Annotated in this window: 21 protein-coding genes; 15 read left to right on the top strand and 6 right to left on the bottom strand. The window is 62.4% G+C overall.

What is annotated here, in order from left to right:
• The first annotated feature begins 43 nt into the window (after nt 1-43).
• The gene (locus PQR27_RS28730) at nt 44-1,369 is read left to right on the top strand and encodes an MFS transporter (protein ID WP_408526975.1); all 1,326 of its coding nucleotides are present in this window, start codon (nt 44-46) and stop codon (nt 1,367-1,369) included.
• A 59-nt stretch (nt 1,370-1,428) separates the two neighbouring features.
• Here PQR27_RS28730 and PQR27_RS28735 read toward each other — a convergent pair whose 3' ends face one another.
• Together PQR27_RS28735 and PQR27_RS28740 are read right to left on the bottom strand one after the other, a co-directional pair.
• The gene (locus tag PQR27_RS28735; RefSeq protein ID WP_408526976.1) at nt 1,429-2,952 is read right to left on the bottom strand and encodes a CoA-acylating methylmalonate-semialdehyde dehydrogenase; all 1,524 of its coding nucleotides are present in this window, start codon (nt 2,950-2,952) and stop codon (nt 1,429-1,431) included.
• Nucleotides 2,953-3,269: 317 nt separating this feature from the next.
• A complete protein-coding gene (locus tag PQR27_RS28740) occupies nt 3,270-4,226 on the bottom strand; it encodes a LysR family transcriptional regulator (protein ID WP_408526977.1) in 957 nt (318 codons plus the stop codon).
• 272 nt (nt 4,227-4,498) lie between these two features.
• On the opposite strand from PQR27_RS28740, the gene PQR27_RS28745 reads away from it, so the two are divergent.
• From PQR27_RS28745 to aroQ, 3 genes are read left to right on the top strand one after another with little or no spacing between them, the layout of a single operon-like run.
• Nucleotides 4,499-5,905, top strand: a complete 1,407-nt coding sequence (locus tag PQR27_RS28745) for an MFS transporter (RefSeq protein ID WP_408526978.1) — start codon at nt 4,499-4,501, stop codon at nt 5,903-5,905.
• 40 nt (nt 5,906-5,945) lie between these two features.
• Entirely contained in the window at nt 5,946-7,010 is a 1,065-nt protein-coding gene (locus PQR27_RS28750; protein ID WP_408526979.1) for a Gfo/Idh/MocA family protein, read from the top strand.
• Between the two features lie 51 nt (nt 7,011-7,061).
• Nucleotides 7,062-7,499 carry a type II 3-dehydroquinate dehydratase gene (gene aroQ, locus PQR27_RS28755; protein WP_408526980.1) on the top strand — a complete coding sequence of 146 codons (438 nt, stop codon included), beginning with the start codon at nt 7,062-7,064 and terminating at the stop codon, nt 7,497-7,499.
• 56 nt (nt 7,500-7,555) lie between these two features.
• Here the strand turns inward: aroQ and PQR27_RS28760 are convergent, their stop codons facing one another.
• Nucleotides 7,556-8,629: a hypothetical protein gene (locus tag PQR27_RS28760; protein WP_408526981.1), complete on the bottom strand. Its 1,074-nt coding sequence runs from the start codon at nt 8,627-8,629 to the stop codon at nt 7,556-7,558.
• Between the two features lie 198 nt (nt 8,630-8,827).
• Here PQR27_RS28760 and PQR27_RS28765 point away from each other — a divergent pair, with 198 nt between their 5' ends.
• From PQR27_RS28765 to PQR27_RS28775, 3 genes are all read left to right on the top strand, one after another.
• The gene (locus PQR27_RS28765) at nt 8,828-9,733 is read left to right on the top strand and encodes a LysR family transcriptional regulator (protein WP_408526982.1); all 906 of its coding nucleotides are present in this window, start codon (nt 8,828-8,830) and stop codon (nt 9,731-9,733) included.
• 129 nt (nt 9,734-9,862) lie between these two features.
• Entirely contained in the window at nt 9,863-10,549 is a 687-nt protein-coding gene (locus PQR27_RS28770) for an HAD family hydrolase (protein ID WP_408526983.1), read from the top strand.
• 4 nt (nt 10,550-10,553) lie between these two features.
• Nucleotides 10,554-11,690, top strand: a complete 1,137-nt coding sequence (locus PQR27_RS28775) for a DSD1 family PLP-dependent enzyme (RefSeq protein ID WP_408526984.1) — start codon at nt 10,554-10,556, stop codon at nt 11,688-11,690.
• Between the two features lie 46 nt (nt 11,691-11,736).
• Here PQR27_RS28775 and hpaR read toward each other — a convergent pair whose 3' ends face one another.
• The gene (hpaR, locus tag PQR27_RS28780) at nt 11,737-12,144 is read right to left on the bottom strand and encodes a homoprotocatechuate degradation operon regulator HpaR (RefSeq protein ID WP_408528330.1); all 408 of its coding nucleotides are present in this window, start codon (nt 12,142-12,144) and stop codon (nt 11,737-11,739) included.
• A 179-nt stretch (nt 12,145-12,323) separates the two neighbouring features.
• Here hpaR and PQR27_RS28785 point away from each other — a divergent pair, with 179 nt between their 5' ends.
• The 7 genes from PQR27_RS28785 to hpaI all read left to right on the top strand — a co-directional run bounded on the left by PQR27_RS28785 (nt 12,324) and on the right by hpaI (nt 18,338).
• Nucleotides 12,324-13,094 carry a fumarylacetoacetate hydrolase family protein gene (locus tag PQR27_RS28785; protein ID WP_408526985.1) on the top strand — a complete coding sequence of 257 codons (771 nt, stop codon included), beginning with the start codon at nt 12,324-12,326 and terminating at the stop codon, nt 13,092-13,094.
• Nucleotides 13,091-13,849 carry a fumarylacetoacetate hydrolase family protein gene (locus PQR27_RS28790; protein WP_408526986.1) on the top strand — a complete coding sequence of 253 codons (759 nt, stop codon included), beginning with the start codon at nt 13,091-13,093 and terminating at the stop codon, nt 13,847-13,849. Before PQR27_RS28785 ends, PQR27_RS28790 begins: the two co-directional genes overlap by 4 nt.
• Nucleotides 13,850-13,875: 26 nt before the next feature.
• Nucleotides 13,876-15,333, top strand: a complete 1,458-nt coding sequence (gene hpaE, locus PQR27_RS28795) for a 5-carboxymethyl-2-hydroxymuconate semialdehyde dehydrogenase (protein WP_408526987.1) — start codon at nt 13,876-13,878, stop codon at nt 15,331-15,333.
• 83 nt (nt 15,334-15,416) lie between these two features.
• Nucleotides 15,417-16,280: a 3,4-dihydroxyphenylacetate 2,3-dioxygenase gene (gene hpaD / locus PQR27_RS28800; RefSeq protein WP_408526988.1), complete on the top strand. Its 864-nt coding sequence runs from the start codon at nt 15,417-15,419 to the stop codon at nt 16,278-16,280.
• A 21-nt stretch (nt 16,281-16,301) separates the two neighbouring features.
• Entirely contained in the window at nt 16,302-16,700 is a 399-nt protein-coding gene (locus tag PQR27_RS28805) for a 5-carboxymethyl-2-hydroxymuconate Delta-isomerase (RefSeq protein ID WP_408526989.1), read from the top strand.
• Nucleotides 16,701-16,723: 23 nt separating this feature from the next.
• The gene (gene hpaH, locus PQR27_RS28810) at nt 16,724-17,527 is read left to right on the top strand and encodes a 2-oxo-hept-4-ene-1,7-dioate hydratase (RefSeq protein WP_408526990.1); all 804 of its coding nucleotides are present in this window, start codon (nt 16,724-16,726) and stop codon (nt 17,525-17,527) included.
• A gap of 10 nt (nt 17,528-17,537) precedes the next feature.
• Nucleotides 17,538-18,338: a 4-hydroxy-2-oxoheptanedioate aldolase gene (gene hpaI, locus PQR27_RS28815; protein WP_408526991.1), complete on the top strand. Its 801-nt coding sequence runs from the start codon at nt 17,538-17,540 to the stop codon at nt 18,336-18,338.
• Between the two features lie 677 nt (nt 18,339-19,015).
• Here the strand turns inward: hpaI and PQR27_RS28820 are convergent.
• The gene (locus PQR27_RS28820) at nt 19,016-21,379 is read right to left on the bottom strand and encodes an EAL domain-containing protein (protein WP_408526992.1); all 2,364 of its coding nucleotides are present in this window, start codon (nt 21,377-21,379) and stop codon (nt 19,016-19,018) included.
• 109 nt (nt 21,380-21,488) lie between these two features.
• Nucleotides 21,489-22,637: a GGDEF domain-containing protein gene (locus PQR27_RS28825; protein ID WP_408526993.1), complete on the bottom strand. Its 1,149-nt coding sequence runs from the start codon at nt 22,635-22,637 to the stop codon at nt 21,489-21,491.
• A 598-nt stretch (nt 22,638-23,235) separates the two neighbouring features.
• Here PQR27_RS28825 and bcsD point away from each other — a divergent pair.
• On the top strand, nt 23,236-23,691 hold the full coding sequence (bcsD, locus tag PQR27_RS28830) for a cellulose biosynthesis protein BcsD (protein WP_408526994.1): 456 nt from the start codon (nt 23,236-23,238) through the stop codon (nt 23,689-23,691).
• Nucleotides 23,692-23,763: the final 72 nt, after the last annotated feature.

Raw genomic sequence — 23,763 nt, forward strand, 5'->3', positions numbered from 1 at the left:
TGTGCCTGCGCGCCGCCCATATCGGCGAGACGGACACGCTCCGGTGAGCGGCACGTTCCGTTCGCTGCGCAATTTCAACTACCGGGTCTGGGCCAGCGGCGCAATCGTCTCCAATGTCGGTACATGGATGCAGCGTACCGCGCAGGACTGGCTTGTACTCACGGAACTCACGCATCACAATGCGACGTCCGTGGGCATCGTCATGTCGTTGCAGTTCGGTCCGCAAATGCTGCTATTGCCGCTGACCGGTTACGCAGCCGATCACTTCGACCGTCGCAAGCTGCTGGTCGCCACCCAGGCGTCCATGGGCACGCTGGCGCTGGGCCTCGGCATTCTCACCGTGACCGGCCTCGTGCAGTTGTGGCAGGTCTATGTGTTCGCGCTGCTGCTCGGTTGCGTCACCGCCTTCGATTCACCGGCGCGTCAGACCTTCGTGTCCGATCTGGTGGGCGAGGAGGATCTGGCCAACGCGGTCGGGTTGAATTCCACTTCGTTTAACGCCGCGCGCATGATCGGCCCGGCGGTTGCGGGCTTGCTTATCGCCTCGGTGGGCACCGGCTGGGTGTTCCTGATCAACGCGCTTTCCTTCGTCGCCGTGCTGTTTTCGCTGCGCATGCTGCGCGCGAACGAACTGCACCTGAAGCCCCGCGCGATACGCACGCGCGGCAGCTTCGTGGAAGGCTTCAAATATGTGTGGAAGCGGCCCGATCTGAAGGCCGCGCTGTTGATGCTGTTTCTGATCGGCACGTTCGGGCTGAATTTCCCGATCTTCATCTCGACCATGTCGGTCACCGCGTTTCATGCGGGCGCGAGTCAATACGGCTTGCTGAGTTCGACCATGGCGATCGGCTCCGTCACCGGCGCGCTGCTTGCCGCGCGTCGATCGAAGCCACGCATGGCGATTCTGCTCGGTGCGGCAGGGATTTTCGGCGTGGGCTGCACGGTCGCCGCGCTGATGCCGAACTATGTGTTGTTCGGGCTTGCGCTGATTTTCATCGGCGCGTCGACGCAGACCTTCACCACCTCCACCAACAGCCTCGTACAGCTCTCCACCGAGCCGGCCATGCGTGGCCGGGTCATCGCGATCCTGCTGGCCATCGCGCTGGGCGGCACGCCGCTCGGCGCGCCGGTGGTCGGCTGGGTCGCGGACCGCTTCGGCCCGCGCTGGGCGCTGGGTGTCGGCGCCGCGTCGGGCTTTGCCGCAGCGGCGGTCGGCCTGCTCTACCTCTTCAAATACCGGCAATTTCGCGTGTTTGTCGAAGCCGGCCGTCTGCGCTATAGCATTGACGAACCGCACCAGGCTACGCCTTACGTCAGTGCGGCCACGGCCGTGCAGGACGCCGTGTTGAGCGAAGCGGAAGACGATTGAAAAAAAGCCGCGCCTGAATCAGGCGCGGCTTTTCTGTTACTGCGGCACGGCTTGAATGCTTACTTCGCCACCGGCATCGTGAATTCAGCGCCCTTCGCAATGCTATCCGGCCAGCGCTGCATGATGCTCTTGTAGCGCGTATAGAACCGCACGCCCTCTTCGCCGTATGCGTGGTGGTCGCCGAACAGCGAACGCTTCCAGCCGCCGAACGAGTGCCATGCCATCGGCACCGGGATCGGCACATTGATACCGACCATGCCCACCTGAATCTGCCGGCCGAACGCACGCGCCACGCCGCCATCGGACGTGAACAGCGACACGCCGTTGCCGAACTCGTGCGCGTTGATCAGCTCGACCGCGCTTGCGAAATCGGGCACGCGCACCACCGCCAGCACCGGGCCGAAAATCTCTTCCTTGTAGATCTTCATCTGCGTGCCGACGTTGTCGAACAGCGTGCCGCCGATGAAGAATCCCGCTTCGCTCGCCACCGGATGCGCGCGGCCATCGACGACCAGCTTCGCGCCTTCCGCCTCGCCCGAGGCGATATAGCCGGCCACCTTGGCCTTGTGCTCGGCAGTCACCAGCGGGCCCATTTCCGCGTCGAGGTTTTCGCCGTTCCTGATCACCAGCGATTTCACGCGCGGCACCAGCTTGTCGATCAGTTGATCGGCGACATTGCCGACCGCCACCGCGACCGAGATCGCCATGCAGCGCTCGCCGGCCGAGCCGTACGCGGCGCCGATCAGAGCGTCGACCGCCTGGTCCAGATCGGCGTCCGGCATCACCACCAGATGGTTCTTCGCGCCGCCGAGCGCCTGCACGCGCTTGCCGCGCTTCGCGGCTTCCGTATGAATGTATTCGGCGATCGGCGTGGAGCCCACAAACGACAGCGCCGCCACGTCCGGATGGTCGATCAGCGCGTCCACCGCCACCTTGTCGCCGTTCACGACGTTGAACACGCCATCGGGCAAACCCGCTTCCTTCAGCAATTCAGCGAGACGCAGCGAGGCCGACGGATCGCGCTCCGACGGCTTGAGCACGAAAGTGTTGCCGCAGGCGAGCGCGATCGGGAACATCCACATCGGCACCATCACCGGGAAATTGAACGGCGTGATACCCGCGACCACGCCGAGCGGCTGGCGCAGATTCCAGTTGTCGATGCCGCCGCCGATCTGGTCGGTGAAGTCGGTCTTGAGCAGATTCGGAATGCCGCACGCGAACTCGACCACTTCGATGCCGCGCACCACTTCGCCTTGCGCGTCAGTGAATACCTTGCCGTGTTCGCGTGTGATCAGCAGCGCGAGCTCGTCGTGATGTTTGTTCAGCAGTTCCTTGAACTTGAACAGAATGCGGGCGCGCTTGATCGGCGCCGTTTCGCTCCACTCAGGAAACGCGGCCTTGGCGGCCTGCACTGCCGCGTCCACTTCTTCAACCGACGCGAGCGCGACCGAACCGGTGACCTGGCCGGTGGCGGGATTGAACACGTCCTTGAAGCGGCCGCTAGCCGGCGCGGCCGGTGCGCCGCCAATGAAGTGGCCCAACTGCTGCACCGACAGCTTCGCTTGTTCGTTCACTGCATTCATTTCGTTACCTCGTGTTCGGGAGACCCGCTGCGGATCGGCATCGGGCCATGAGCAAATAAATCAGGCTACGTCGCGCTGCGCGTGAGCGGCAGGCGCCATCGAGACCTGCCAACTGTATCGACGCCGCCGGGCATATTCCCGATACAGCACAATAAAACCGCGCCTCACTGTATTGTTTTTTGCGCTGCAACTGTATTGGAACGGGACCGGGCGATTACGCGGAAGGCGCGGCATGTTGCAGTGCGGTGCGGTGCTTATTGCTTACCGCGCTGCCGGGCCGCCGAACCGCCGAACTGCCGAAGCGCCGGCCCGCTGGATCAAAAGCCGCCCACGCCGCGCGTGACGAGTGCGTACGGTCCGCTCGTCAGCTGTTCCCGCAGAAACTCGATGCAAACCTGGATCTTCGCCGACGACGACAACCGCTCCGCCGTCACGGCCCACACGTCCGCGGATTGCAGATACTCCGGCAGGACGCGCACCAGTTCGCCCGAGCGCAGGCTTTCGGCCACGTCCCAGATCGATACCATCACGACGCCGTAGCCGTCCTTGGCCCACTGCACGACGATGTCGCTGAGATTCGAGGCGACGGTGCCAGTCACCTTCACGCTCTTCTCGCCATTCGGGCCGCTCAGCCGCCAGACACCGAAGCGGTCATCGCGGCCGCGAAACAACAGGCAGTCGTGCTGGGCCAGATCGCCTGGTTCGACGGGCACACCGCGGCGCTCGAGATACTCCGGCGACGCGCACAGAATCCGCGCGCTTTCCACCATTTTGTGAGCGATCAGGTGCGGCTCCTGGACCTCTCCCACGCGCACGTCGATATCGAAGTTTTCACCCACCAGATCCGCGCGCCGGTCCAGCAACTCCAGCCAGATCTCCAGATGCGGGTGGCGTTGGCGCAGCATCGACAGGATCGGCGAGACGTGTTTGCGTCCAAGCCGCAAGCTCGTGCTGATGCGCAGCAGGCCGCGCAGTTCGGTGCGGCGATCGGCGAATGCGTCGGCCATGCCCTGCACGTCGTCGAGGATTTTCTGCGCCCACTGCAAAGCCGCTTCGCCGTCGCTCGTCACGCTGACTTTGCGGGTGGTACGCTGAAAGAGCTTCACGCCGAGACTCGCTTCCAGCATCGCAATCCGCTTGCTCACATGCGACGGCGACAGCCCCATTTCCGTCGACGCCGCGACAAAGCTGGCCCGGCGCGCGATATTGCAGAACAGTTGCAGATCGCGCAGGAAAGACTCATTGCTGGCTGTGAGCGCATTCTGATTTTCCATTTGGCCGCATTGTGTCCGTGCAGAAGCACATTACCCTAGCTGTAAGAGATTCGTCACGCAAGCACAGCAGGCCGGATCCATTGCTCCGGATACCAGAGCACTGGTTAACCCTGTGCCGGCGACCGATTGAATCACCCCGCAGCATGTTTCGACACGCGCACCGGATCGCGAATCACCGCTTCCCGGTAAGTCCTGGCTTGCAAAGATTCACATTAAAGACGCAAATGAATCGGCCACAGAAGCTGATCAAACATTTCTGTTCAGGAGACGACATGGAAAACAATGCATCGGCGAACAGCGGCGAGCATCGCTCGCAGGCTCGCAAAGCAACCGCCAGCGGCTGGATCGGCTCAGCGCTCGAGTACTACGACTTCTTTATCTACGCGCAGGCAGCGGCCCTCATCTTTCCCCAACTGTTCTTTCCATCGGGCAATCCGAAGATCGCCATCGTCGCGTCGCTCGCGACGTATGGCGTCGGCTATGTCGCGCGGCCGATCGGCGCGGTCGTGCTCGGGCACTGGGGCGACACCCACGGCCGGAAAAACGTACTGCTGGTCTGCATGTTCCTGATGGGTTTCTCGACGATGGCGGTCGCCTTCCTGCCCACCTATCATCAGGTCGGCCTGCTTGCACCGGCACTGCTGGTGGTTCTGCGTCTGGTCCAGGGTTTTGCCGTAGCCGGTGAAATCTCGGGCGCGAGCTCCATGATTCTCGAACATGCGCCATTCGGGCGGCGCGGTTATTACGCGAGCTTCACGCTGCAAGGCGTGCAGGCGGGGCAGATTCTCGCCGCCGCCGTGTTCCTGCCGCTCGCCTACTTCATGGAAGAGAGCGCGTTCAACTCGTGGGGCTGGCGGATCCCGTTTCTGCTCAGCGCGGTGGTGCTGATTGCCGGCTACTTCATTCGCCGCGAGGTGCACGAAACACCGGCATTCGCCAAGGAAGACGCCAGCGGCGCCATCCCCAAGTCGCCTATCGTCGAGGCCTTCCGTTATAACTGGGGGGATATGTTGCGCGTGATCGGCTGCTCGCTGATGAACGTGATCCCCGTGGTCGCCACGATTTTCGGCGCAGCGTATGCGGTTCAGGCGTCGTACGGCATCGGCTTTTCCAAGAGCGTCTACCTGTGGATTCCCGTCATCGGCAATATCGTTGCCGTGGTGGTCATTCCTTACGTAGGCAACCTGTCCGACCGGATCGGCCGGCGTCTGCCCATCATCGTCGGCGCGCTTGGCGCGGGCCTGCTCTCGTTCGGCTACCTCTACGCGATCAGCATCAGGAACGTGCCGCTCGCGATGGTCATGTCGATCCTCATGTGGGGCATCGTCTATCAGGGCTACAACGCCATCTTCCCGAGTTTCTATCCGGAACTGTTCCCGACCCGCTCACGCGTGTCAGCCATGGCGATCGGCCAGAACATCGGCACCACGATTACCGCGCTGCTGCCGGCGCTGTTCGCCTACGTCGCGCCGCCTGGATCGCACGACGTTCCGATGATCATCGGCAGCATCACCTTCGCGATCACCATTATTGCCGCCGTCACCGCATGGAGCGCACGCGAGAACTACCGCGTCAAACTCAGCGATCTGGGCGAGCGCAATGCTGTTCCGATCGAGAAGCACGCGTACGAAACGCTGCGGGCCCAGACCATGGCTGAGGCGAAAAAAGCGCTCGCTTGATTGACCAAGCTCTTCTTTCCGACGCCAGAGGATTTTATCCATGACCAGGACCCGGATCGCCGTCGCCGGCGCGGGCTACATTGGCCGCGCTCACATGAGCGTGGCGCAACAGAGCGACTCGTGCACCCTCTCGGCGATCGTCGATCCGTCGCCGGCGGCCGAGGCGCACGCCACCGCCGCCGGCGTGCCGCTCTACCGATCGCTCGGCGAACTGTTCGACAAGGACCGGCCCGACGGCGTGATTCTCGCCACGCCTAACCAGTTGCACCTCGAGCATGCGCTGGCCTGTCTGGCGGCGGGCGTGCCGGCCTTGCTCGAAAAGCCGATTGCGCCCACCGTCGAGGAAGCGGAGCGGCTTGTCCAGGAGGTCGACCGTACCGGCTCCCGATTGCTGATCGGCCACCATCGGGCGCACAGCCCGATCATGGCGCGCGCGAGGCAAGTGATCGAGGAAGGCAGGCTCGGCAAGCTGGTCGCCGTGATGGGCAGCGCGGTGTTTTTCAAACCGGATCAGTATTTCGCCGATGCGGAATGGCGGCGCAAGGCCGGCGGCGGCCCCATTTTGCTGAATATGATCCACGAGGTGCATAACCTGCGGATGCTGTGCGGCGATATCGTCGCGGTGCAGGCGTTTTCATCGCATGCCACACGCGGTTTTCCAGTGGAAGATACCGTTGCAATCAATCTGCGTTTTGCAAGCGGCGCGCTCGGCAGTTTCATGCTGTCGGACACGGCCGCGAGCGCGCGTAGTTGGGAGCAGACCTCGCAGGAGAACAAGGCGTACCCGACCTATCCCGACGAGGATTGTTACGTGATTGCCGGCACTTTCGGCTCACTTGCCGTGCCCACGATGCGGCTGAAGACCTATGGCAAGGCGGAGGATCGCTCGTGGTGGAAACCGTTCGAGGTCAGCGTCGCCGCCATGACACGCGACGATCCGCTGCGACTCCAGCTGGAACACTTCAATCGCGTGATTCGCGGGGAAGCCGAGCCGCTCGTGAGTGCCCGTGACGGCCTCCAGAATCTGCGTATTACCGAGGCGATTGCGCAGGCCGCGATGGCCGGCAAGATTGTCGACACGACACCTGAAACAGCGGCGGCTTGATCACGTCGCGCTCATGCGCTGACGCCCCCCCACTCTCACCATGGAAGATCAATGAAAACCTTCGTCATGCTCCACGGCATCAACCACAATATGTTCGGCAAACGCGACCCCGCGCAATACGGCACCGTGACGCTTGCTGAAATCGATAGCAGCTTGCAGGCGTTGGGCAAGGAACTCGGCGTGCAAGTGGAAAGCTTCCAGACCAACAGCGAAGCGCAAATGTGCGAGCGGATTCACCAGGCCTTTATTGACAACGCCGACGGCGTGCTGATCAATGCGGGGGCATGGACGCATTACAGCTACGGTATCCGCGACGCGCTCGCCATTCTCACGGTGCCGGTGGTGGAGATCCACATGTCGAATATCCATGCACGGGAACCGTTCCGCCATCTATCCGTGTTCGCGGAGATCGTCAAAGGGCAGATCTGCGGCTTTGGTGTCGACAGCTATCTGCTCGGATTGCGGGCAGCGGTGTCGGCGGCCCAATAGATATTCCGCCGCCGCGCGCGCTCATGGGCGCGCGCTACCGTCTCGTTGCGAGTCGTTCAGGACCATGCCTCGGTCAATTCATTGGCCAATACCATTTTCTCGCGGACTATTTCAACCAGCGCCGCGTCCACGCCGCTCTGCGACTTGATGAATTTCAACGCCGCGGAGTGAACGGCGCGCATTGAGCGGCCATCGATTCCGATCATACGCCCCGCACTTCGCCGCGTCTCCTCGACAAGATCACGCGCACTGCTGAAATCCGGCGACAAACCACATTGCGCCTCGAACCCGGCACGCAAGCCGGCCGCGTATTCGCGCGACTGCCCCAGCCGGTCGATATCGATCAGCAGATCGACGCCATCCGACATACGCAACGCGCAGAGCGTCCACAACGCGATGAAGGCCCGATAGGCGTTATTGCCTTCCGCGCTGCGCGCATAGTGCTCGCAGGCCATGGCATAGGCGTCGTCAGAAGCGGGCGCGGTGGGCGGCAGCCTCACGCCGCACGCTTCGATCGCCTGCCTGACCACCGGTTCGGACTGGTTCAGTCCCAGCACGCGAAACGGCGCGGCGACAAAAAACGGATTGTTCCATTGCTGATTGAGCAGCCACCCGGAAGCAAACTGCGATGCGGGATTTCGAAGGACCGCCGCGTGCATGGCCTGAGGGAATGCGCGCTTGAGCCAGGGCAACCTGCCCGACGAGCGGCAAAACTTGAAGACCGGCACTTTGCCCTGTTCGGCGGAGCAGTCGCTCAGTGCCTGCAGATAAGCCTGCATGGCGGGGAATTCAGCGTCCGGCACGCTCGCGAAACGATCGATGCCAAACCGCTTCCGGTATCCGGCCACGCCGCGCACACCGTCCTGCAGCAGCGGACGGTATTCTTCGAAATAAGGCGCGGCCAGTGGCGGATGCCCCGAGGTCAGCGTGGGACGGGACGCGGATACATCGGCCACGCTCAGATCAGCCAGCACGTTGCTCAGCGGTTCATAGAATCCGGTCACCTTGTCCAGCGCCCGCAGACGCGACCAGACCCACGTTCCCGCGCTTCGCCAGCCGGTGTGCAAAAATACGCCCTGTTTCAGGGCACTTTCCTGCGTAGCGCTCGACGGACCATGTGACAGCGGCATTGCGTTCCTTTCTCCATTCTGCTTAAGCGCACACTCTAGTGCCTCAAGCTGTCGTCTTCGTTACAGAAACGTCACTGTACCTCGCGCAGACACATCGCGCCGGGCGCTCCTGGCCGGACGCCCCGATACCGTGCAAAACTGGAATCGCGCATCCAGACGCTATAAGCTGCCAGACTTCCGAACTCAAAAGTCGCTGACATGACTGACTCGGCCGATATCCGGTTCCTGTTGACCATCCGCGAGAGCGGCAGCCTGATCGCGGCCGCGCGAAAACTGGGACTGTCGCCCTCGGCGGTTACCCAGCGCCTGCAGCAACTTGAAAAGAAGCTGGACACGCAACTGGTGAACCGCACGGCGCGCCGCTTGCAGTTCACGGGAGAAGGCATGCTGCTATGCGAACGAGGCGCTGAACTCGTACAGAAGTTCGACGCGCTGTTCGAAGACCTGCAGACGCGCCGCGGCGGTCTGGTCGGCACCCTGAAAATCAATGCCCCGCTAGGGTTCGGCCGCCGCCATGTGGCGCCCGCCATCGCCGACTTCAGGCAACAGCATCCGGAAATCGACATCGCGCTCACGCTGTCCGACCAGCCATTGACCGAGACCATGGACCCCTTCGACATTGTCGTGCACATCGGCGAGTTGCCGGTCTCGAACCGGGTGGGTTACGCAATCGCCCCCAATGCGCGCTTCGTATGCGCAGCGCCCGCGCTGCTCAAGCGCTTCGGTGTGCCGGAGTCACCGGAGGATCTGAGCACGTTCCCCTGCATCGTGCTGCGCGAGAACAATGAAGATGTCTCACTCTGGCAGTTCAGCAAAGGCCGCACGCGCCGCAGCGTGCGCGTGTCTCCCGGTTTGAGTTGCAACGATGGCGACGTGATTCGTCAGTGGGCCTGCGAAGGGCGTGGCGTGATCCTGCGCTCCGAATGGGACGTTGCCGGCGACATCTCGACCGGCAGGCTGGTGCGCCTCCTGCCGACATGGAAAACGCCGGACGCTAACGTCATTGCGCTGACACATCAGCGGACGGGACTGCCCGCGCGTACGCGGCACTTCATGCAGTATCTGCAAAGCAGGTTCAGACCGGCGCCGCCGTGGCGGCGGTGAAAGCCACCTTCCGCCTGGTGTGGCATAAAACCTATGATTCAGTCATGCTGAATCTTTGAGTAAATCCACGTTAACTTCTCGCAGCAGCGGCAACTTTATAATCGGCTCACACCCACCGCCGGTTAAATCATGACTTCCGTTTCGGTCTCTGCCGCTTATCCGAAGGCTGTGCTCTTCGACCTTCTAACCGCCCTGCTCGACTCATGGAGCTCGTGGAATCACGCCGCCGGCTCCGAACCCGCAGGTCGAGCGTGGCGTGCCGCCTATTTGCGGCTAACCTATGGATGCGGCCGATACGTTCCGTATGAACAATTGGTGCGCGAGGCAGCGGTACAGGTGGGGCTGCCGGCCTCGGCAGCGCTTGCGCTCGAAACAGACTGGCTGAAGCTCGCGCCATGGCGCGGCGCCGTGGACGCACTGCAGGCGCTGCAGGCACTCGAACCGCGCTGCAAACTGGCAATCGTGACCAATTGTTCTATCCACCTCGGCACGCAGGCTGCCAACCTGTTCCCGATTCATTGGGACGCCATCGTGACTGCCGAGGAAGCCGGCATGTATAAACCCGACTCGCGCCCCTACCGGCTCGCGCTCGAAACACTCGGCATCGAGGCGCATGAAGCGGCATTCGTGGCCGGCTCAAGCTACGACATGTTCGGCACCGCTGCCGTCGGCTTGCGGACGTACTGGCACAACCACGTCGGGCTACCGCTGGTAGCGGGCGCCCAGCGGCCCGAGATCGAATCGCCGACGCTCGACGCGCTCGTTCCCTGGCTCAGCCGTTTCGGCTTGACCGACTCCCACTCCACGCCCCGGTGACAGCATGAACTTCGACAATATCGACACCCCCGCCGCGCTGATCGACATCACGCGAATGCAGAAAAACATCGCGCGAATGCAGGCGCAGATGAACATGCTCGGCGTGGCCTTCCGCCCGCACGTCAAAACCACCAAATGCATCGACGTGGTACGCGCGCAGATTGCCGCCGGCGCGCGCGGCATCACGGTCTCGACCCTGAAAGAAGCCGAAGCCTTCTTCGCCGCCGGCATCACCGATATTCTTTACGCGGTCAGCATCGCCCCGTCCAAATTACCCAGAGCGCTCGCGCTGCGCCGGCAAGGTTGCGATCTGAAACTGGTGGTGGATAACGCAGCGGCCGCAGCGGCCTTTGCGGAATTCGGTCGCGAACACCAGGAAACCTTCGAGGTGTGGATCGAAATCGACACTGACGGCCATCGTTCCGGCATCACGCCGGAACAGGACACGCTGCTGGAAGTCGGCCGGATTCTGCACGAGCATGGCGTCAACGTGGGTGGCGTGATGACTCATGCCGGCTCCAGTTACGAACTCGATACGCCGCATGCGCTCGCGGCACTCGCCGAACAGGAACGCGCGGGCTGCGTGCGCGCCGCCCAACGGCTGCGCGAAGCGGGCATTCCCTGCGCGGCGGTCAGCGTCGGCTCGACACCCACCGCGCTCGCCGCCCGGCAACTGGATGGCGTGACCGAAGTTCGCGCGGGCGTCTACGTGCTGTTCGATCTGGTGATGCGCAACGTCGGCGTATGTTCGCTCGACGAGATCGCGCTCAGCGTCCTCGCCACCGTGATCGGTCACCAGCCGGACAAAGGCTGGGCCGTACTCGACGCGGGCTGGATGGCGATGAGCCGCGACCGCGGCACGTCGAAGCAGTCGCATGACTATGGATACGGCCAGCCGTGCGCGTTGAACGGCACCCCGCTCTCGGACTACGTGGTCAGCGGCGCCAATCAGGAGCACGGAATTCTGTCGCCCGTCGGCGCGCAGCCGCCGCATGACGACATCATCCAGCGCTTTCCGATCGGTACGAAACTGCGCATCATGCCGAACCATGCATGCGCGACCGGCGCACAGTTTCCCGAGTATCACGCGTTTTCAGCGGATGGCGGGGTCGCGGTGTGGGCCCGTTTTCAGGGCTGGTGACGAATCGGCAAGGCGCCCAACCCCGGCGCCTGACTGACGCGCCATTTCACTCGTCGTCTTCTTCGAGGCCCGCCAGCAGATCGTCGACCGCCCGATACACGCGTTCGACGATTTCCGGCCCGACCTTGCGCTCCAGCTCGCGATAGTGCGCTTCGAGATCCTTCGAAATCACGCGCACCAATTCCACGCTCGTCTCCGTGAGCGACACCAGCACGCGGCGCTGGTCTTCCGCGAAACGCTCCTTCGTAATCAGTTCCATGCTCTCCATGCGCGCGAGCACGCCGGCCATGCTCGGGCTCGATATCGTGCAGAGATCGGAGATGTGGCGCGGCTCCATCGGACCATGTTCGTTAAGCGCGCGAATCACGCGCCACTGCTGTTCGGTAAGGCCGTGGGCAGTGATCAGCGGGCGGAAACGCTCCATCATTTTTTCTCTGGCACGCAGCAACAACATCGGCAGATTGCGGTGCAGCACTCGGTTAGCAGCGGAAGCGGACATGGCGGAAGATGAATTAAAAGCAGCTGTCAAAGCTTAAGGGAAAACCCGCGATCAGCCGACAGGCTATTGACCGTGGATGATATCAAGCGCAATACTACTAACATGTTAGTGTTTTCTCCGAGAGACAGCTGATTATGTTTGCACTTGCCGATCACCTGCTGCATCCCGAAGGCGACGCCCTGCCTCGCGACGTGGACGCGCATACCGCAGCCACGCTGCTCGCGCGCGGTATTACCTGCCGCGCGCCGGTTTCGGGCGCTGTCTATGCAACCCTGCTGAATGACCGCGCCGCGCTGCACGCATTGGGCGACGCGGTCAACGCCGCGCCTTACAAAGCGCCGCCGAAAGCGCCGATTCTCTACCTGAAGCCACGCAATACGCTGGCCGGGCACCGCGCCCGCGTGGCCGTGCCCGACGATACGTTGGGTGTGGAAGTGGGTGCGTCGCTCGGCATCGTGATCGGCCGCACGGCCACGCGTGTGAGCGTGGAGCACGCCTTCGACTACATCGCCGGCTATACGCTGGTCGCCGATCTGAGCGTGCCGCATGCGAGCGTTTACCGGCCATCGGTGCGGTTCCGGGCGCGCGACGGCTTTTGCGTGGTCGGGCCGGCCGTGGTGGCGGTGCGTCATGTTCCCACGCCGGATGATCTGACGATCAAGGTGTCGATTGCCGGACGCGAGACGTTTATCGCGAGCACAGCAACGTCGATTCGCAACGTGGCGCAGTTGATTGCCGACGTCACCGATTTCATGACACTCAGCGCGGGGGACGTGATTACGCTGGGCGTGCCTCATGGTTCGCCCGTCGCCCATATCGGCGACACCGTCACGCTGACGATCGGCGCGATGCCGCCGCTTGAAGTGTCGTTTGCCGGCAGCGAAGAACAAGGAGAACAGCCATGATGCGCGGCCGCGTTGCCTATGCAGGCGCCATTCACGAAGCGTATCCGGACGCGAACGGCGTGCGGCTCGCCGACGGCCGCGTGCGCCGGGAGGACGAAGTGGTCTGGCTCGCGCCGATCGAAGTCGGCACGATCTTCGCGCTCGGCCTGAACTACGCCGAGCATGCGAAGGAATTGCAGTTCAGCAAGCAGGAAGAACCGCTGGTCTTCCTCAAAGGCCCGGGCACGGTGATCGGCCATCGCGGCGTCACGCGCCGCCCCGCCGACGTCACCTTCATGCACTATGAGTGCGAGCTTGCTGTGGTGATCGGCCGAACCGCGCAGAACGTCAAGCGCGACAACGCCATGCAGTATGTGGCCGGTTACATGATCGCCAACGACTACGCGATCCGCGACTACCTCGAGAACTACTACCGCCCCAACCTGCGCGTGAAGAATCGCGACGGCGGCACGGTGATTGGCCCCTGGTTCGTCGATGCGGCCGATGTCGAAGACGTGACGCAACTGGAGTTGCGCACGTATGTGAACGGCACACGCCAGCAGCACGGTAATACACGGGATCTGGTCACCGATATTCCCGCGTTGATCGAATATCTGAGCAGTTTCATGACGCTCGCGCCCGGCGACGTGATCCTGACCGGCACGCCGGAAGGCATCGTCAACGTCAATGCGGGCGACGAAGTGGTGTGCGAGATCGACGGCCTTGGCCGTCTCGTCAATACGATCGCTTCAGACGCGGATTTTGGCCGCGCCTGAGCGCGGCTTTGGGAAAGGACAAGGCAATGAGAATCGAGCATCTGATTAACGGCAAGTCGAATGCCGCGCAAGACTATTTCGAAACCGTCAACCCGGCTACGCAAGACGTGCTTGCCGAAGTCGCGCGCGGCACCGCGGAAGAAGTCGACGCCGCCGTGCGTGCGGCAAAAGACGCTTTTCCCGCATGGGCCGGCAAACCCGCCGCGGAACGCGCGAAGCTGATTCGCAAGCTCGGCGAATTGATCGCGAAGAACGTGCCGGACATCTCGGAAGCCGAGACGAAAGACACCGGGCAGACGATCTCGCAGACGCGCAAGCAGCTCGTCCCGCGCGCCGCCGACAACTTCACGTATTTCGCCGAGATGTGCACGCGCGTCGATGGCCATACGTACCCCACCGACACGCATCTGAACTACACGCTGTTTCATCCGGTCGGCGTCTGCGCGTTGATCTCGCCGTGGAACGTGCCGTTCATGACGGCGACATGGAAGGTGGCGCCCTGCCTCGCGTTCGGCAATACGGCTGTGCTCAAGATGAGCGAGCTGTCGCCGCTGACCGCCTCCATGCTCGGCAATCTCGCGCTCGAAGCAGGAATTCCGGCCGGTGTGCTGAATGTCGTGCACGGTTTCGGCAAGGAAACCGGCGAGCCGCTGGTCGCGCATCCTGACGTACATGCGGTGTCCTTCACGGGATCGACCGCGACCGGCAACCGGATCGTGCAAACCGCCGGCCTGAAGAAGTTTTCGATGGAACTCGGCGGCAAGTCGCCTTTCGTGATTTTCGACGACGCCGATTTCGAACGCGCACTCGACGCCGCCGTGTTCATGATCTTCTCGAACAACGGCGAGCGCTGCACCGCGGGTTCGCGCATTCTCGTGCAGCGTTCGATTTACGCGCGCTTTGCCGAGCGGTTTATCGAACGCGCGAAGCGCCTGACGGTGGGCGATCCGCTCGCGGACAGCACGATCGTCGGCCCGATGATCAGCCAGGGGCATCTGGCCAAAGTGCGCAGCTATATCGAACTGGGCCCGAAAGAAGGCGCGACGCTCGCCTGCGGCGGGCTCGATACGCCTGATCTGCCGGAAGCCATGCGCAAGGGCAACTTCGTTCAACCGACCGTGTTCGTCGATGTCGATAACCGCATGCGGATCGCGCAGGAAGAGATCTTCGGCCCGGTCGCCTGCCTGATTCCGTTCGACGACGAAGCCGACGCAATCAAACTCGCCAACGACATTTCGTACGGCCTGTCGAGCTATATCTGGACCGAGAACACGGGCCGCGCGCATCGCGTCGCCGCGGCGGTTGAAGCCGGCATGTGCTTCGTGAACAGCCAGAACGTGCGCGATCTGCGCCAGCCGTTTGGCGGCACCAAGGCATCCGGCGTGGGCCGCGAAGGCGGCACGTGGAGTTATGAGGTGTTCCTCGAACCTAAGAACGTTTGTGTGTCGCTCGGCTCGCACCACATTCCGCGCTGGGGCGTTTGAGGTGCTGGGGGTTTTAGGCGCGAGGACGTGATGGCTTGCGCCAGACAGAATAGCAATTAACGTGTGTGGGACAGGAGGCCATAATGGGCAAACTGGCATTAGCAGCAAAAGTAACTCACGTCCCGTCGTTGTATTTGTCCGAGCTCGACGGTCCGCATAAGGGCTGCCGTCAGCCTGCAATCGACGGCCATCATGAAATCGGCCGGCGTTGCCGCGAACTCGGTGTCGATACGATTGTGGTGTTCGATGTGCATTGGCTCGTGAACAGCGAATACCACATCAATTGCGCGCCGAAGTTCGAAGGCGTCTATACCAGCAACGAACTGCCGCATTTCATCAAGAACATGCCGTATGCGTATCCCGGCAATGTCGGGCTCGGCGATCTGATCGCCGAAGTCGCCAATGAAATGGGCGTCAAAAGCCGCGCGCATAGCGAAACCACGCTCGAACTCGAATACGGCACGCTCGTGCCGATGCGCTATATGAACGGCGACCAGCACTTCAAGACCGTCTCCGTGGCGGCCTGGTGCATGTGGCACGACCTCGACACCAGCGCGCGCTTTGGCCTCGCCGTCCGCAAGGCCATCGAGGAGCGTTACGACGGCACCGTGGCGATTCTGGCGAGCGGCTCGCTTAGCCACCATTTCGCCAACAACGGTACCGCCGAGCATTTCATGCATAAGGTATGGAGCCCGTTTCTCGAACAGATGGACCGCCGGGTGGTCGAGTTGTGGGAAGCCGGCGACTGGAAAACCTTCTGCGAAATGTTGCCGCTCTATAACGAGAAATGCTGGGGCGAAGGCGGCATGCACGACACCGCCATGCTGCTCGGCGCACTGGGCTGGGACCGTTACGACGGCAAAGTGGAAGTCGTCACGCCATATTTCGGCAGCTCGGGCACTGGACAGATCAACGCGATCTTTCCCGTCACGCCGCTACCCGCTTAAAGCCTGAGAAAGGAGTCTACTGTGCCTCATCTGACACTTGAATATAGCGCCAATCTTGCCGGCGATGAAAGCATCGGACAGCTTTGCCAGGCGCTCGCCCGCTGTCTCGACGCGCAGCGCGAGAACGAGCAGCGCGTCTACCCGCTCGGTGGCATCCGCGTGCGCGCATTGCGCTGCGAGCAGTACTGCGTCGCCGACGGCAGACCGGAAGCCGCCTTCCTGCATGCCAATCTGAAGATCGGCGCAGGCCGCTCCGAAGCCGTGAAAAAGGCCACGGGCGAGGCGCTATTCGGATTAATCAAACAGCACTTCAGCGCTGAATTCGAAAAGCACGGCCTGGCGCTCTCGCTTGAGATCAATGAATTCAGCGAAGCCGGCACGTGGAAACACAACAATTTGCACGCGCGGCTAAAGGCCTGAGCGCGGCTCATCGAGAATCGACCATGCTAGACGAACAGACTATCCGCGATCTCGCGGCGCAACTCGACAACGCCGAGAAAACGCGCACCCAGTTGCGTCATTTTTCGGCTGCGTATCCCGGTATGACCGTACAGGATGGCTATGCGATTCAGCGTGAGTGGGTCAAGCTCAAGCTCGCCGAAGGCCATGTAATCAAGGGCCGCAAGATCGGGCTGACCTCGCGTGCCATGCAGCGTTCGTCGCAGATCGACGAACCCGATTACGCCCCGTTGCTCGACAGCATGTTCCTCGAAAACGGCCAGGACATCCGTGCCGACCGCTTCATTGCGCCGCGCGTCGAAGTGGAACTGGCGTTCGTGTTGAGCAAGCCATTGAAGGGCCCCGGCGTCACGTTATTCGACGTACTGGACGCCACCGCCTACGTGACGCCCGCAGTGGAGATTATCGACGCGCGCATCGAACAGTTCGACCGCGAAACGAAAGCGCCGCGCAAGGTGTACGACACCATCTCTGACTTTGCGGCTAACGCGGGCATTGTGCTGGGCGGGCGCCCGGTGCGCCCACTCGATGTCGACCTTCGCTGGGTTGGCGCGCTGCTGTACAAGAACGGCGCGGTCGAGGAAAGCGGATTGGCGGCGGCGGTCCTGAATCATCCGGCGACCGGTGTGGCATGGCTCGCCAACAAGATTGCCCCCTACGACGAGGTGCTGAACGCCAACGACGTGATCCTGAGCGGCTCATTCACGAGCCCGATCCCGGCGCGGGCGGGCGACACGTTTCATGTCGATTACGGTCCGCTGGGCGGAATTGGTTTGAATTTCATTTGAGCGTATAGCCATGCATCTACCGCAGAACCCATTCAAGCGTGCTCTCGCCGAAGGCCGACCGCAATTCGGGCTATGGGCGGCTCTTGCTGATGCCTACGTGACTGAACTACTGGCGACGGCTGGTTTCGACTGGTTGCTGATCGATAACGAGCACGCGCCGAACGACGTGCGCAGTACCTTGGCGCAATTGCAGGCGGTGGCCGCTTACGCGTCGCATCTCGTGGTGCGGCCGGTGCGCAGTGATAGTGCGTTGATCAAGCAGCTACTCGATATTGGCGCACAGACATTGTTGTTGCCGATGATCGATACCGCGGAGCAGGCCGCCGAGGCGGTGGCGGCGACGCGCTATCCGCCGCAGGGTATTCGCGGCGTGGGCAGCGCATTGGCGCGGGCCTCGCGGTGGAATCGGATTCCTGATTACCTTGGCGCGGCGTCGGATGAATTGTGTGTGCTGGTGCAGGTCGAGACTGTTCAGGGGATGGAGAATTTGCCGGCGATTGCCGGGGTGGAAGGGGTAGATGGTGTGTTTTTTGGTCCTGCGGACCTGAGTGCGTCGATGGGGTTGCTGGGCAAACCAGGGGATGAGCGCGTGCGCGAGGCGATTTGCAACGGGATTGCGACTGTGCGGAGCGCGGGCAAGAGTGCTGGTGTGCTGGCGACGGATGCTTCGATTGCTGAGGAATATTTGGCTGCGGGCGCGGTGTTTGTTGCTGTTGGGACGGATACTGGACTGTTGAGCCGTGCGGCGGGGGAATTGGCAGCGAAGTATGTGAGGGGTGCCGCTGTGGTCGCGGTGAAAGGGGGATATTAAATTGGGGGTTTTTGCCTTTCGCGGCGGCATTTTGTGGTTGTGCCTACGGCGTTGGTTGTTTCTATTCTTATTGGTTTATTAGTGTTCCCCCTGTGCGGGGGGGCACCTACTTTTCTTTGCCGGCCGCAAAGAAAAGTAGGCAAAAGAAAGCGGCTCAAACCGCCAACATTTAAGTGGGTCCCCTGGCTTGGAGTGGCTGGTGGTGCGATAAACGGATCACACCTCGGTCCATAACGGTCTGTGACACAGCCGTCATCCGCTCCCACTCCGCACTGCGTGCGTCGCGGTTGGGTCCACCAGGGAAACCATCGGCTTCGTTTGCGTGCGGTGGGGGCCGTCGGCTTCGCCTCGGCGAGGCGCCGAAAACACCGATTGGTTTTGTGAAGTACCGCCCCGGCGCGCGCAGCGCCGCCGGAAGCATGACGGCCTGGTCACTCACGAGAGCAGGTGCGCAGGCTCAATCTCTACGGGGCCACGAGCCCCTCCAAGCCAGGGGACCCACTTAAGAGTTGGCGGTTCGAGCCGCTTTCTTTTGCCTACTTTTCTTTGCGGCAGGCAAAGAAAAGTAGGTGCCCCCCCGCACAGGGGGAACGCTAATAGACCAATAAGCAAACAAGGAAAGGCCAAAGAAGCCAGAACCAGGAAATGCCGCCGCCAAAGGCAAAAAAAACCCACCTTCATTCCCCTGCCGGCCAAGGCAACCCAACTGTCGACCAATCCAGCTCGACCCCAACCACAACCCGCCCCACGGCACACAGTCCCACAGCACACTGCGCAGCGCCAAACTGCGCTGCCAAAGTCACAGCAACACAAGGCCGGCCGCTGGCCAAAGAAAGATAAGGATTACTGGCCACCGCCACCCCTGGCGCCAAAACCGCATTACGAAAATAAGGCCGATGATCCCATCGTGCATTGCGCGGGTTCGCAACCGGATGCAGCGAAGCCCCTTCGCTATCGTAAGCAGGTCCCGGTACTTCAAGCCCGATCTGCCGCCCCGAATCGTCCAGAATAAAACAGCTAATACACCGTTCAAACGCGGCCAGCGAAACAAACGCCTCTTCCATCGCGATGCCATGCAGCAAAGCATCGGTCGCCTGCCTCAATGCAGCCCGGTAAGGCTCGACTTCCGACTCGAACAAGGCGTGCTGATGCGCCCGCCCCTGCGCGATCACATCAAACGCATCGTCGATTCGACGATGCACGGAATCCGGCGGCACGATCTCGGCAGCCGGCCGGCCAAGCAGAAATCCCTGCGCAAAGTCCACGTTGGACTCAACCGCGAGAATCAACTCCTCTGTCGTTTCAACACCCTCGACCACCACCAGCATCCCCGCCTGATGCAACAGCGAAACCAGCTTCGGCAAAATCGGCTGCTCAGTGCCGTGACTCGTCGCGCGAATCAGCTCGCCGTCGAGCTTCACGAGATCCGGCCGGATGCGCAATAACCGGTCGAGATTGGATTGGCCCGCGCCAAAATCGTCAACCGCGATCAGGAAGCCGTGCGCGCGATACAGCGCGGCAGCCCGCGACATCTCATCGACACTGCCGCCGTGCGACTCGAGAATCTCGAGAATCACCCGCTCAGGTTCGAGCCCCACCGTGCGCACAATCCTGGCAAGCTGATCGGCGTAGCCCTCGGCAATGAATGTGGCCGGCAAAATATTCAGGAACAGCCATGCGTCGTCAGGCAGAGACTTGCGCGCGTTGTCCAGATGCACCGAGTGGCTCGCGCGATCCAGTGCGCCCTCGTCGCTGGATGGCTTCGGCGCGAATAGCACCACGGGCGGCACCAGCGTGCCGTCGTCCTGCTCGCCGCGCAGCAACGCCTCGAAGCCCACCTGCTTCTGATGCGACAAACTGTAGAGCGGCTGGAAATGCGAAGTCAGGTAGTAGTCATCCCATCGATGCCGCAGCGCCACCGCCCCACCCTCGCCTTGCACCGCGTCGGAGATGAGCTGCAGAGCCTCGCCCGGCAGCGAGCGCTCGGCGCATACGCGGTTTCTGCCCGAGTGTTTGGCGCGCAGCAAGGCTTCGTCGGCCCGGTCGAGCAACACCATGATGTTTTCGCCGCCGCGGTGTTCGGCCACGCCGAAACTCGCGGTCAACTGGCCGTCCGGTCGCTCGATGGCGGCAATCGCGCCGCGCAGGCGCTCGGCGAGATCGAGCGCGCCGACCAGACCGTCGCGCACCAACACGGCAAACTCCTCGCCGCCGATCCGGCTCACGCTCTCCTGCGCGGAGGTTTCCGCCATCAGCACCTGCGCGACCTGGTACAGGGCCTCGTCGCCCACGCCATGGCCGAAGCGGTCATTCAGCGCCTTGAAACCGTCGATGTCGAGAAAGATCGCGCTGATCCGCTCGCCAGATGCCAGCGTCTCGAGACGGTGCTCGGCCTGCTTCACGAACGCCCGGCGGTTTTGCAGGCCGGTCAGCGGATCGGTCGCGGCAAGCTGCGCCAGCTGGCTCTCGAGCAGATAGTGATTGCGCCGGAACCGGTAGAAGCCGAAGTGATAGACCACGGACGCGGGCATGCCGATCGCCACGATCCACATCCACGTGACCACATTGAAGTCATGAGCATGCGTCTGCCCGAATAGCATCGCGAGCGCCGCGGCGTAAAAAAGCGCGCTGCCCACGAAAAAGTGCGTGGGCGTGAGCCACAGCGGCGCGGCGCAGATCGGTATCACCACCACAGCGGGCAGCGCCCACAGCAACGGCTGCTCGACCCCGGCGATGTTCAGCGCCATGCCGGCTACCAGCGTCAGCGAAAACGCGACGCCGATTGCGCCGAAGGCCCAGGTGCTGGTCGTGCGTGGGATCGCCAGCACCAGCAGGCCGAGCACCAGCGCGCACGCGAGCCGGTATCCCAGCGGCATGGCAGGACCGTCGACATAATTGCGCGCACCGACAAAGAACAGGAATGCGACGACGGTAAACGCCAACGTCACCGTCAAAAGTGGACGTTGGTGTTCCAGCGCTCGCCGGTGAAAGCGATCACGCAAACCGGAATCAGACAGTTGCTTCGTTGAAGTGGAAAGCATATTGATAGATATCAGACTCGTTCCGGTCACTCTGCCGATGTATAACGGCAAGGGTCTGACAAATATTTATGCCTTCCAGCAAATAGAAGTGCGCCCCGCCCGCTCGCCGCTACGCCGCCGCCATCACGCGGTCGCGCCCTGACGCCTTGGCGGCGTACAACGCGCCGTCGGCCCGCGCCATCACCTCGGCGAGCGACTCGTCGCCCTGGCGCTGGTCGACGCCGACACTGAAGGTGTAGCGCAGCCCGCGCGGCAAGTCGGCCGGCCCGGTCGCGGCGAGCCGGGCGCGCAAGCGCTCCAGCAGCACCACCGCCTCGGCCGCCGTGGTGGCCGGGCACAACACGCCGAACTCCTCGCCGCCCAGCCGCCCGAACACATCGCTGGCGCGCAGGTTACAGGTGACAAAAGCCGCAAAGTGGCTCAGCACCTGGTCGCCGGCGGCATGGCCGTGGTTGTCGTTGACGGCTTTGAACGAATCGATGTCGATGATCGCGATCGCCACCGGCGACCCCGCGCGCCGCGCCGCCTTCAGCAGCGCTTCGCCAACTGTGAGAAAAGCACGGCGCGACAGGGCGCCCGTCAGCTCGTCGACGTTGGCGAGCCGCTCGAGCCGTTCGGCCAGGCGGTCGTGCGCCAGCATCACCACGCCGATCGACAGGCAGGGCATCGCGAGAATGCCGATCGCAAGAAACGCGATATTGGCCGCCGACACCTGCATCAGGCTCGACTGCGCCAGCATGCCGAAGCCGTACAGCGTGCCGCGCGCAATGTGTCCCACGCAGAACAGCGCCGCCGCCACGGCGAGGAAGTAATAGCTGTAACGCGGCCGGTTCGCGGGGCGGCCGCGCAGCATCGTGACCGCGAGCGTCGCATACAGACAGGCGTGGAACGCCGACACCAGCGCCACGCGCGCATTGAAGTCCGGCGCGGCAAAAGTCCAGTAGACGATGCCGGCCAGCACCGCGGCCAGTCCGATATATGCGGCCCATGGGCGTGACCGGCGCCCTAGGAAGCGCCAGCAACCTTCCAGCACCAGCAGCAACGAGGCAGCCAGCAGCACATTGGCGGCCACAAAAGACAGCCAGGGCGACGCGTGCCCCTGCACCGCGAAAGCCAGCAGCGCGACGATCGCGACGGCATTGGCGAGGATCCAGTAACCGACGCCGGTTATCGCCGCGCGCCAAAGGGAACCGAGCACGGCCATTGCCATGAGACCCGACAAAACCGTCACGACCAGAATACTGAGTGGATTGAGCATTGCAGTGATTGAGTCGAAGTGCGCCGCGATATCGTGCGACGCCCTGCTGCCACCGGTCCACGCTTTTCGACGCTTGCGCGTGCAACCGGACGGCACAAGTCCGTAAGCTTACTCGACGGGTACAAAAAACCGGCGCGCAACGGACAGCAAGTTATGGAAAGAATCCTCGGGACCGCACACGCCTGTTGCATCCGCACAAACATGAAGCGTTGCATTTCGTTGCATTTACCACGAAACGACATCGCTAAAATCCGCATGCGAAACATGCCGTTAGTGCGGCGATGGTGAATACATTTGCCCTTGGTGTTCGCCTTAAAACGCAAGCCAGGCGATTGCCGCAGTAAAAACTACGGAGCCCATTTGCCATTCTTTCGCATGCGCTTGCATGGTTCATGCGTATAGCCAGACGAATCGAATGTGGCTAAAAGTTACTGTCTTAAGTAGACTCATTCGAAGTGTGACGGACAGACTAGACAGACTCGGTAAAAGTAACCTAGGGCGCGTGCAATGCGCGGCTTTCCCGTAACACTTTCATGATCTTGGTCGTCGACGCCCGTCTTTGTACACGGTTTGAAGCAACGGCCGATTCCCGGAAAACATGGTCCCAATTCTCGATTACCTGCTGGAACGCCAAATCTCGCCGCAGTGGCGCGGCATGCTCACTGCACTGGCTACCGAGTTCGAAGCGCAGATTGGCCGCGCCGAACTGCGCCAGTTGATGCATCGGGTCGGCTGCCGGTTTGCGGCGGCGCACCAACTGCCCGCGTGCGGGTCAACAGCCGAACTCGCGCAGACCTTGAATCTGTACTGGCATGAAATGGATTGGGGCTACGTCGAACTCTCCGACGAAGCCGAGTGCCTGCGCATCGTCCATTACTGCGCGCCGCTGCAGGCATTCGGCGACGCGGCCCTGAACTGGACGCCCGCGTTTCTCGAGGGCGTCTATCAGACGTGGTTGAGCGCGTTGGGCGCGCAAGGCCTGTCGGTCGCGCAGACGAGCGAGTACGGCGCGGACACCGCAATCGAATTTCGCCTTGGCCGCCATCCGGCCTGAACCGGCGGCAGGTGGCGGGCGGCAGGTGGTTGTCGCAAGCAGTCAGTAGCGTATTAACGCGCCAGACCGGTG

This window comes from Paraburkholderia fungorum, from assembly GCF_046027215.1.
GTDB lineage: Bacteria > Pseudomonadota > Gammaproteobacteria > Burkholderiales > Burkholderiaceae > Paraburkholderia > Paraburkholderia fungorum_D.

What these genes read in the sequence shown, in the direction of transcription:
- PQR27_RS28735 (WP_408526976.1), bottom strand. Translation starts at nt 2,952, where the DNA reads ATGAATGCAGTGAACGAACAAGCGAAGCTGTCGGTGCAGCAGTTGGGC.
- PQR27_RS28740 (WP_408526977.1), bottom strand. Translation starts at nt 4,226, where the DNA reads ATGGAAAATCAGAATGCGCTCACAGCCAGCAATGAGTCTTTCCTGCGC.
- PQR27_RS28745 (WP_408526978.1), top strand. Translation starts at nt 4,499, where the DNA reads ATGGAAAACAATGCATCGGCGAACAGCGGCGAGCATCGCTCGCAGGCT.
- PQR27_RS28750 (WP_408526979.1), top strand. Translation starts at nt 5,946, where the DNA reads ATGACCAGGACCCGGATCGCCGTCGCCGGCGCGGGCTACATTGGCCGC.
- aroQ (WP_408526980.1), top strand. Translation starts at nt 7,062, where the DNA reads ATGAAAACCTTCGTCATGCTCCACGGCATCAACCACAATATGTTCGGC.
- PQR27_RS28760 (WP_408526981.1), bottom strand. Translation starts at nt 8,629, where the DNA reads ATGCCGCTGTCACATGGTCCGTCGAGCGCTACGCAGGAAAGTGCCCTG.
- PQR27_RS28765 (WP_408526982.1), top strand. Translation starts at nt 8,828, where the DNA reads ATGACTGACTCGGCCGATATCCGGTTCCTGTTGACCATCCGCGAGAGC.
- PQR27_RS28770 (WP_408526983.1), top strand. Translation starts at nt 9,863, where the DNA reads ATGACTTCCGTTTCGGTCTCTGCCGCTTATCCGAAGGCTGTGCTCTTC.
- PQR27_RS28775 (WP_408526984.1), top strand. Translation starts at nt 10,554, where the DNA reads ATGAACTTCGACAATATCGACACCCCCGCCGCGCTGATCGACATCACG.
- hpaR (WP_408528330.1), bottom strand. Translation starts at nt 12,144, where the DNA reads ATGTTGTTGCTGCGTGCCAGAGAAAAAATGATGGAGCGTTTCCGCCCG.
- PQR27_RS28785 (WP_408526985.1), top strand. Translation starts at nt 12,324, where the DNA reads ATGTTTGCACTTGCCGATCACCTGCTGCATCCCGAAGGCGACGCCCTG.
- PQR27_RS28790 (WP_408526986.1), top strand. Translation starts at nt 13,091, where the DNA reads ATGATGCGCGGCCGCGTTGCCTATGCAGGCGCCATTCACGAAGCGTAT.
- hpaE (WP_408526987.1), top strand. Translation starts at nt 13,876, where the DNA reads ATGAGAATCGAGCATCTGATTAACGGCAAGTCGAATGCCGCGCAAGAC.
- hpaD (WP_408526988.1), top strand. Translation starts at nt 15,417, where the DNA reads ATGGGCAAACTGGCATTAGCAGCAAAAGTAACTCACGTCCCGTCGTTG.
- hpaH (WP_408526990.1), top strand. Translation starts at nt 16,724, where the DNA reads ATGCTAGACGAACAGACTATCCGCGATCTCGCGGCGCAACTCGACAAC.
- hpaI (WP_408526991.1), top strand. Translation starts at nt 17,538, where the DNA reads ATGCATCTACCGCAGAACCCATTCAAGCGTGCTCTCGCCGAAGGCCGA.
- PQR27_RS28820 (WP_408526992.1), bottom strand. Translation starts at nt 21,379, where the DNA reads ATGCTTTCCACTTCAACGAAGCAACTGTCTGATTCCGGTTTGCGTGAT.
- PQR27_RS28825 (WP_408526993.1), bottom strand. Translation starts at nt 22,637, where the DNA reads ATGCTCAATCCACTCAGTATTCTGGTCGTGACGGTTTTGTCGGGTCTC.
- bcsD (WP_408526994.1), top strand. Translation starts at nt 23,236, where the DNA reads ATGGTCCCAATTCTCGATTACCTGCTGGAACGCCAAATCTCGCCGCAG.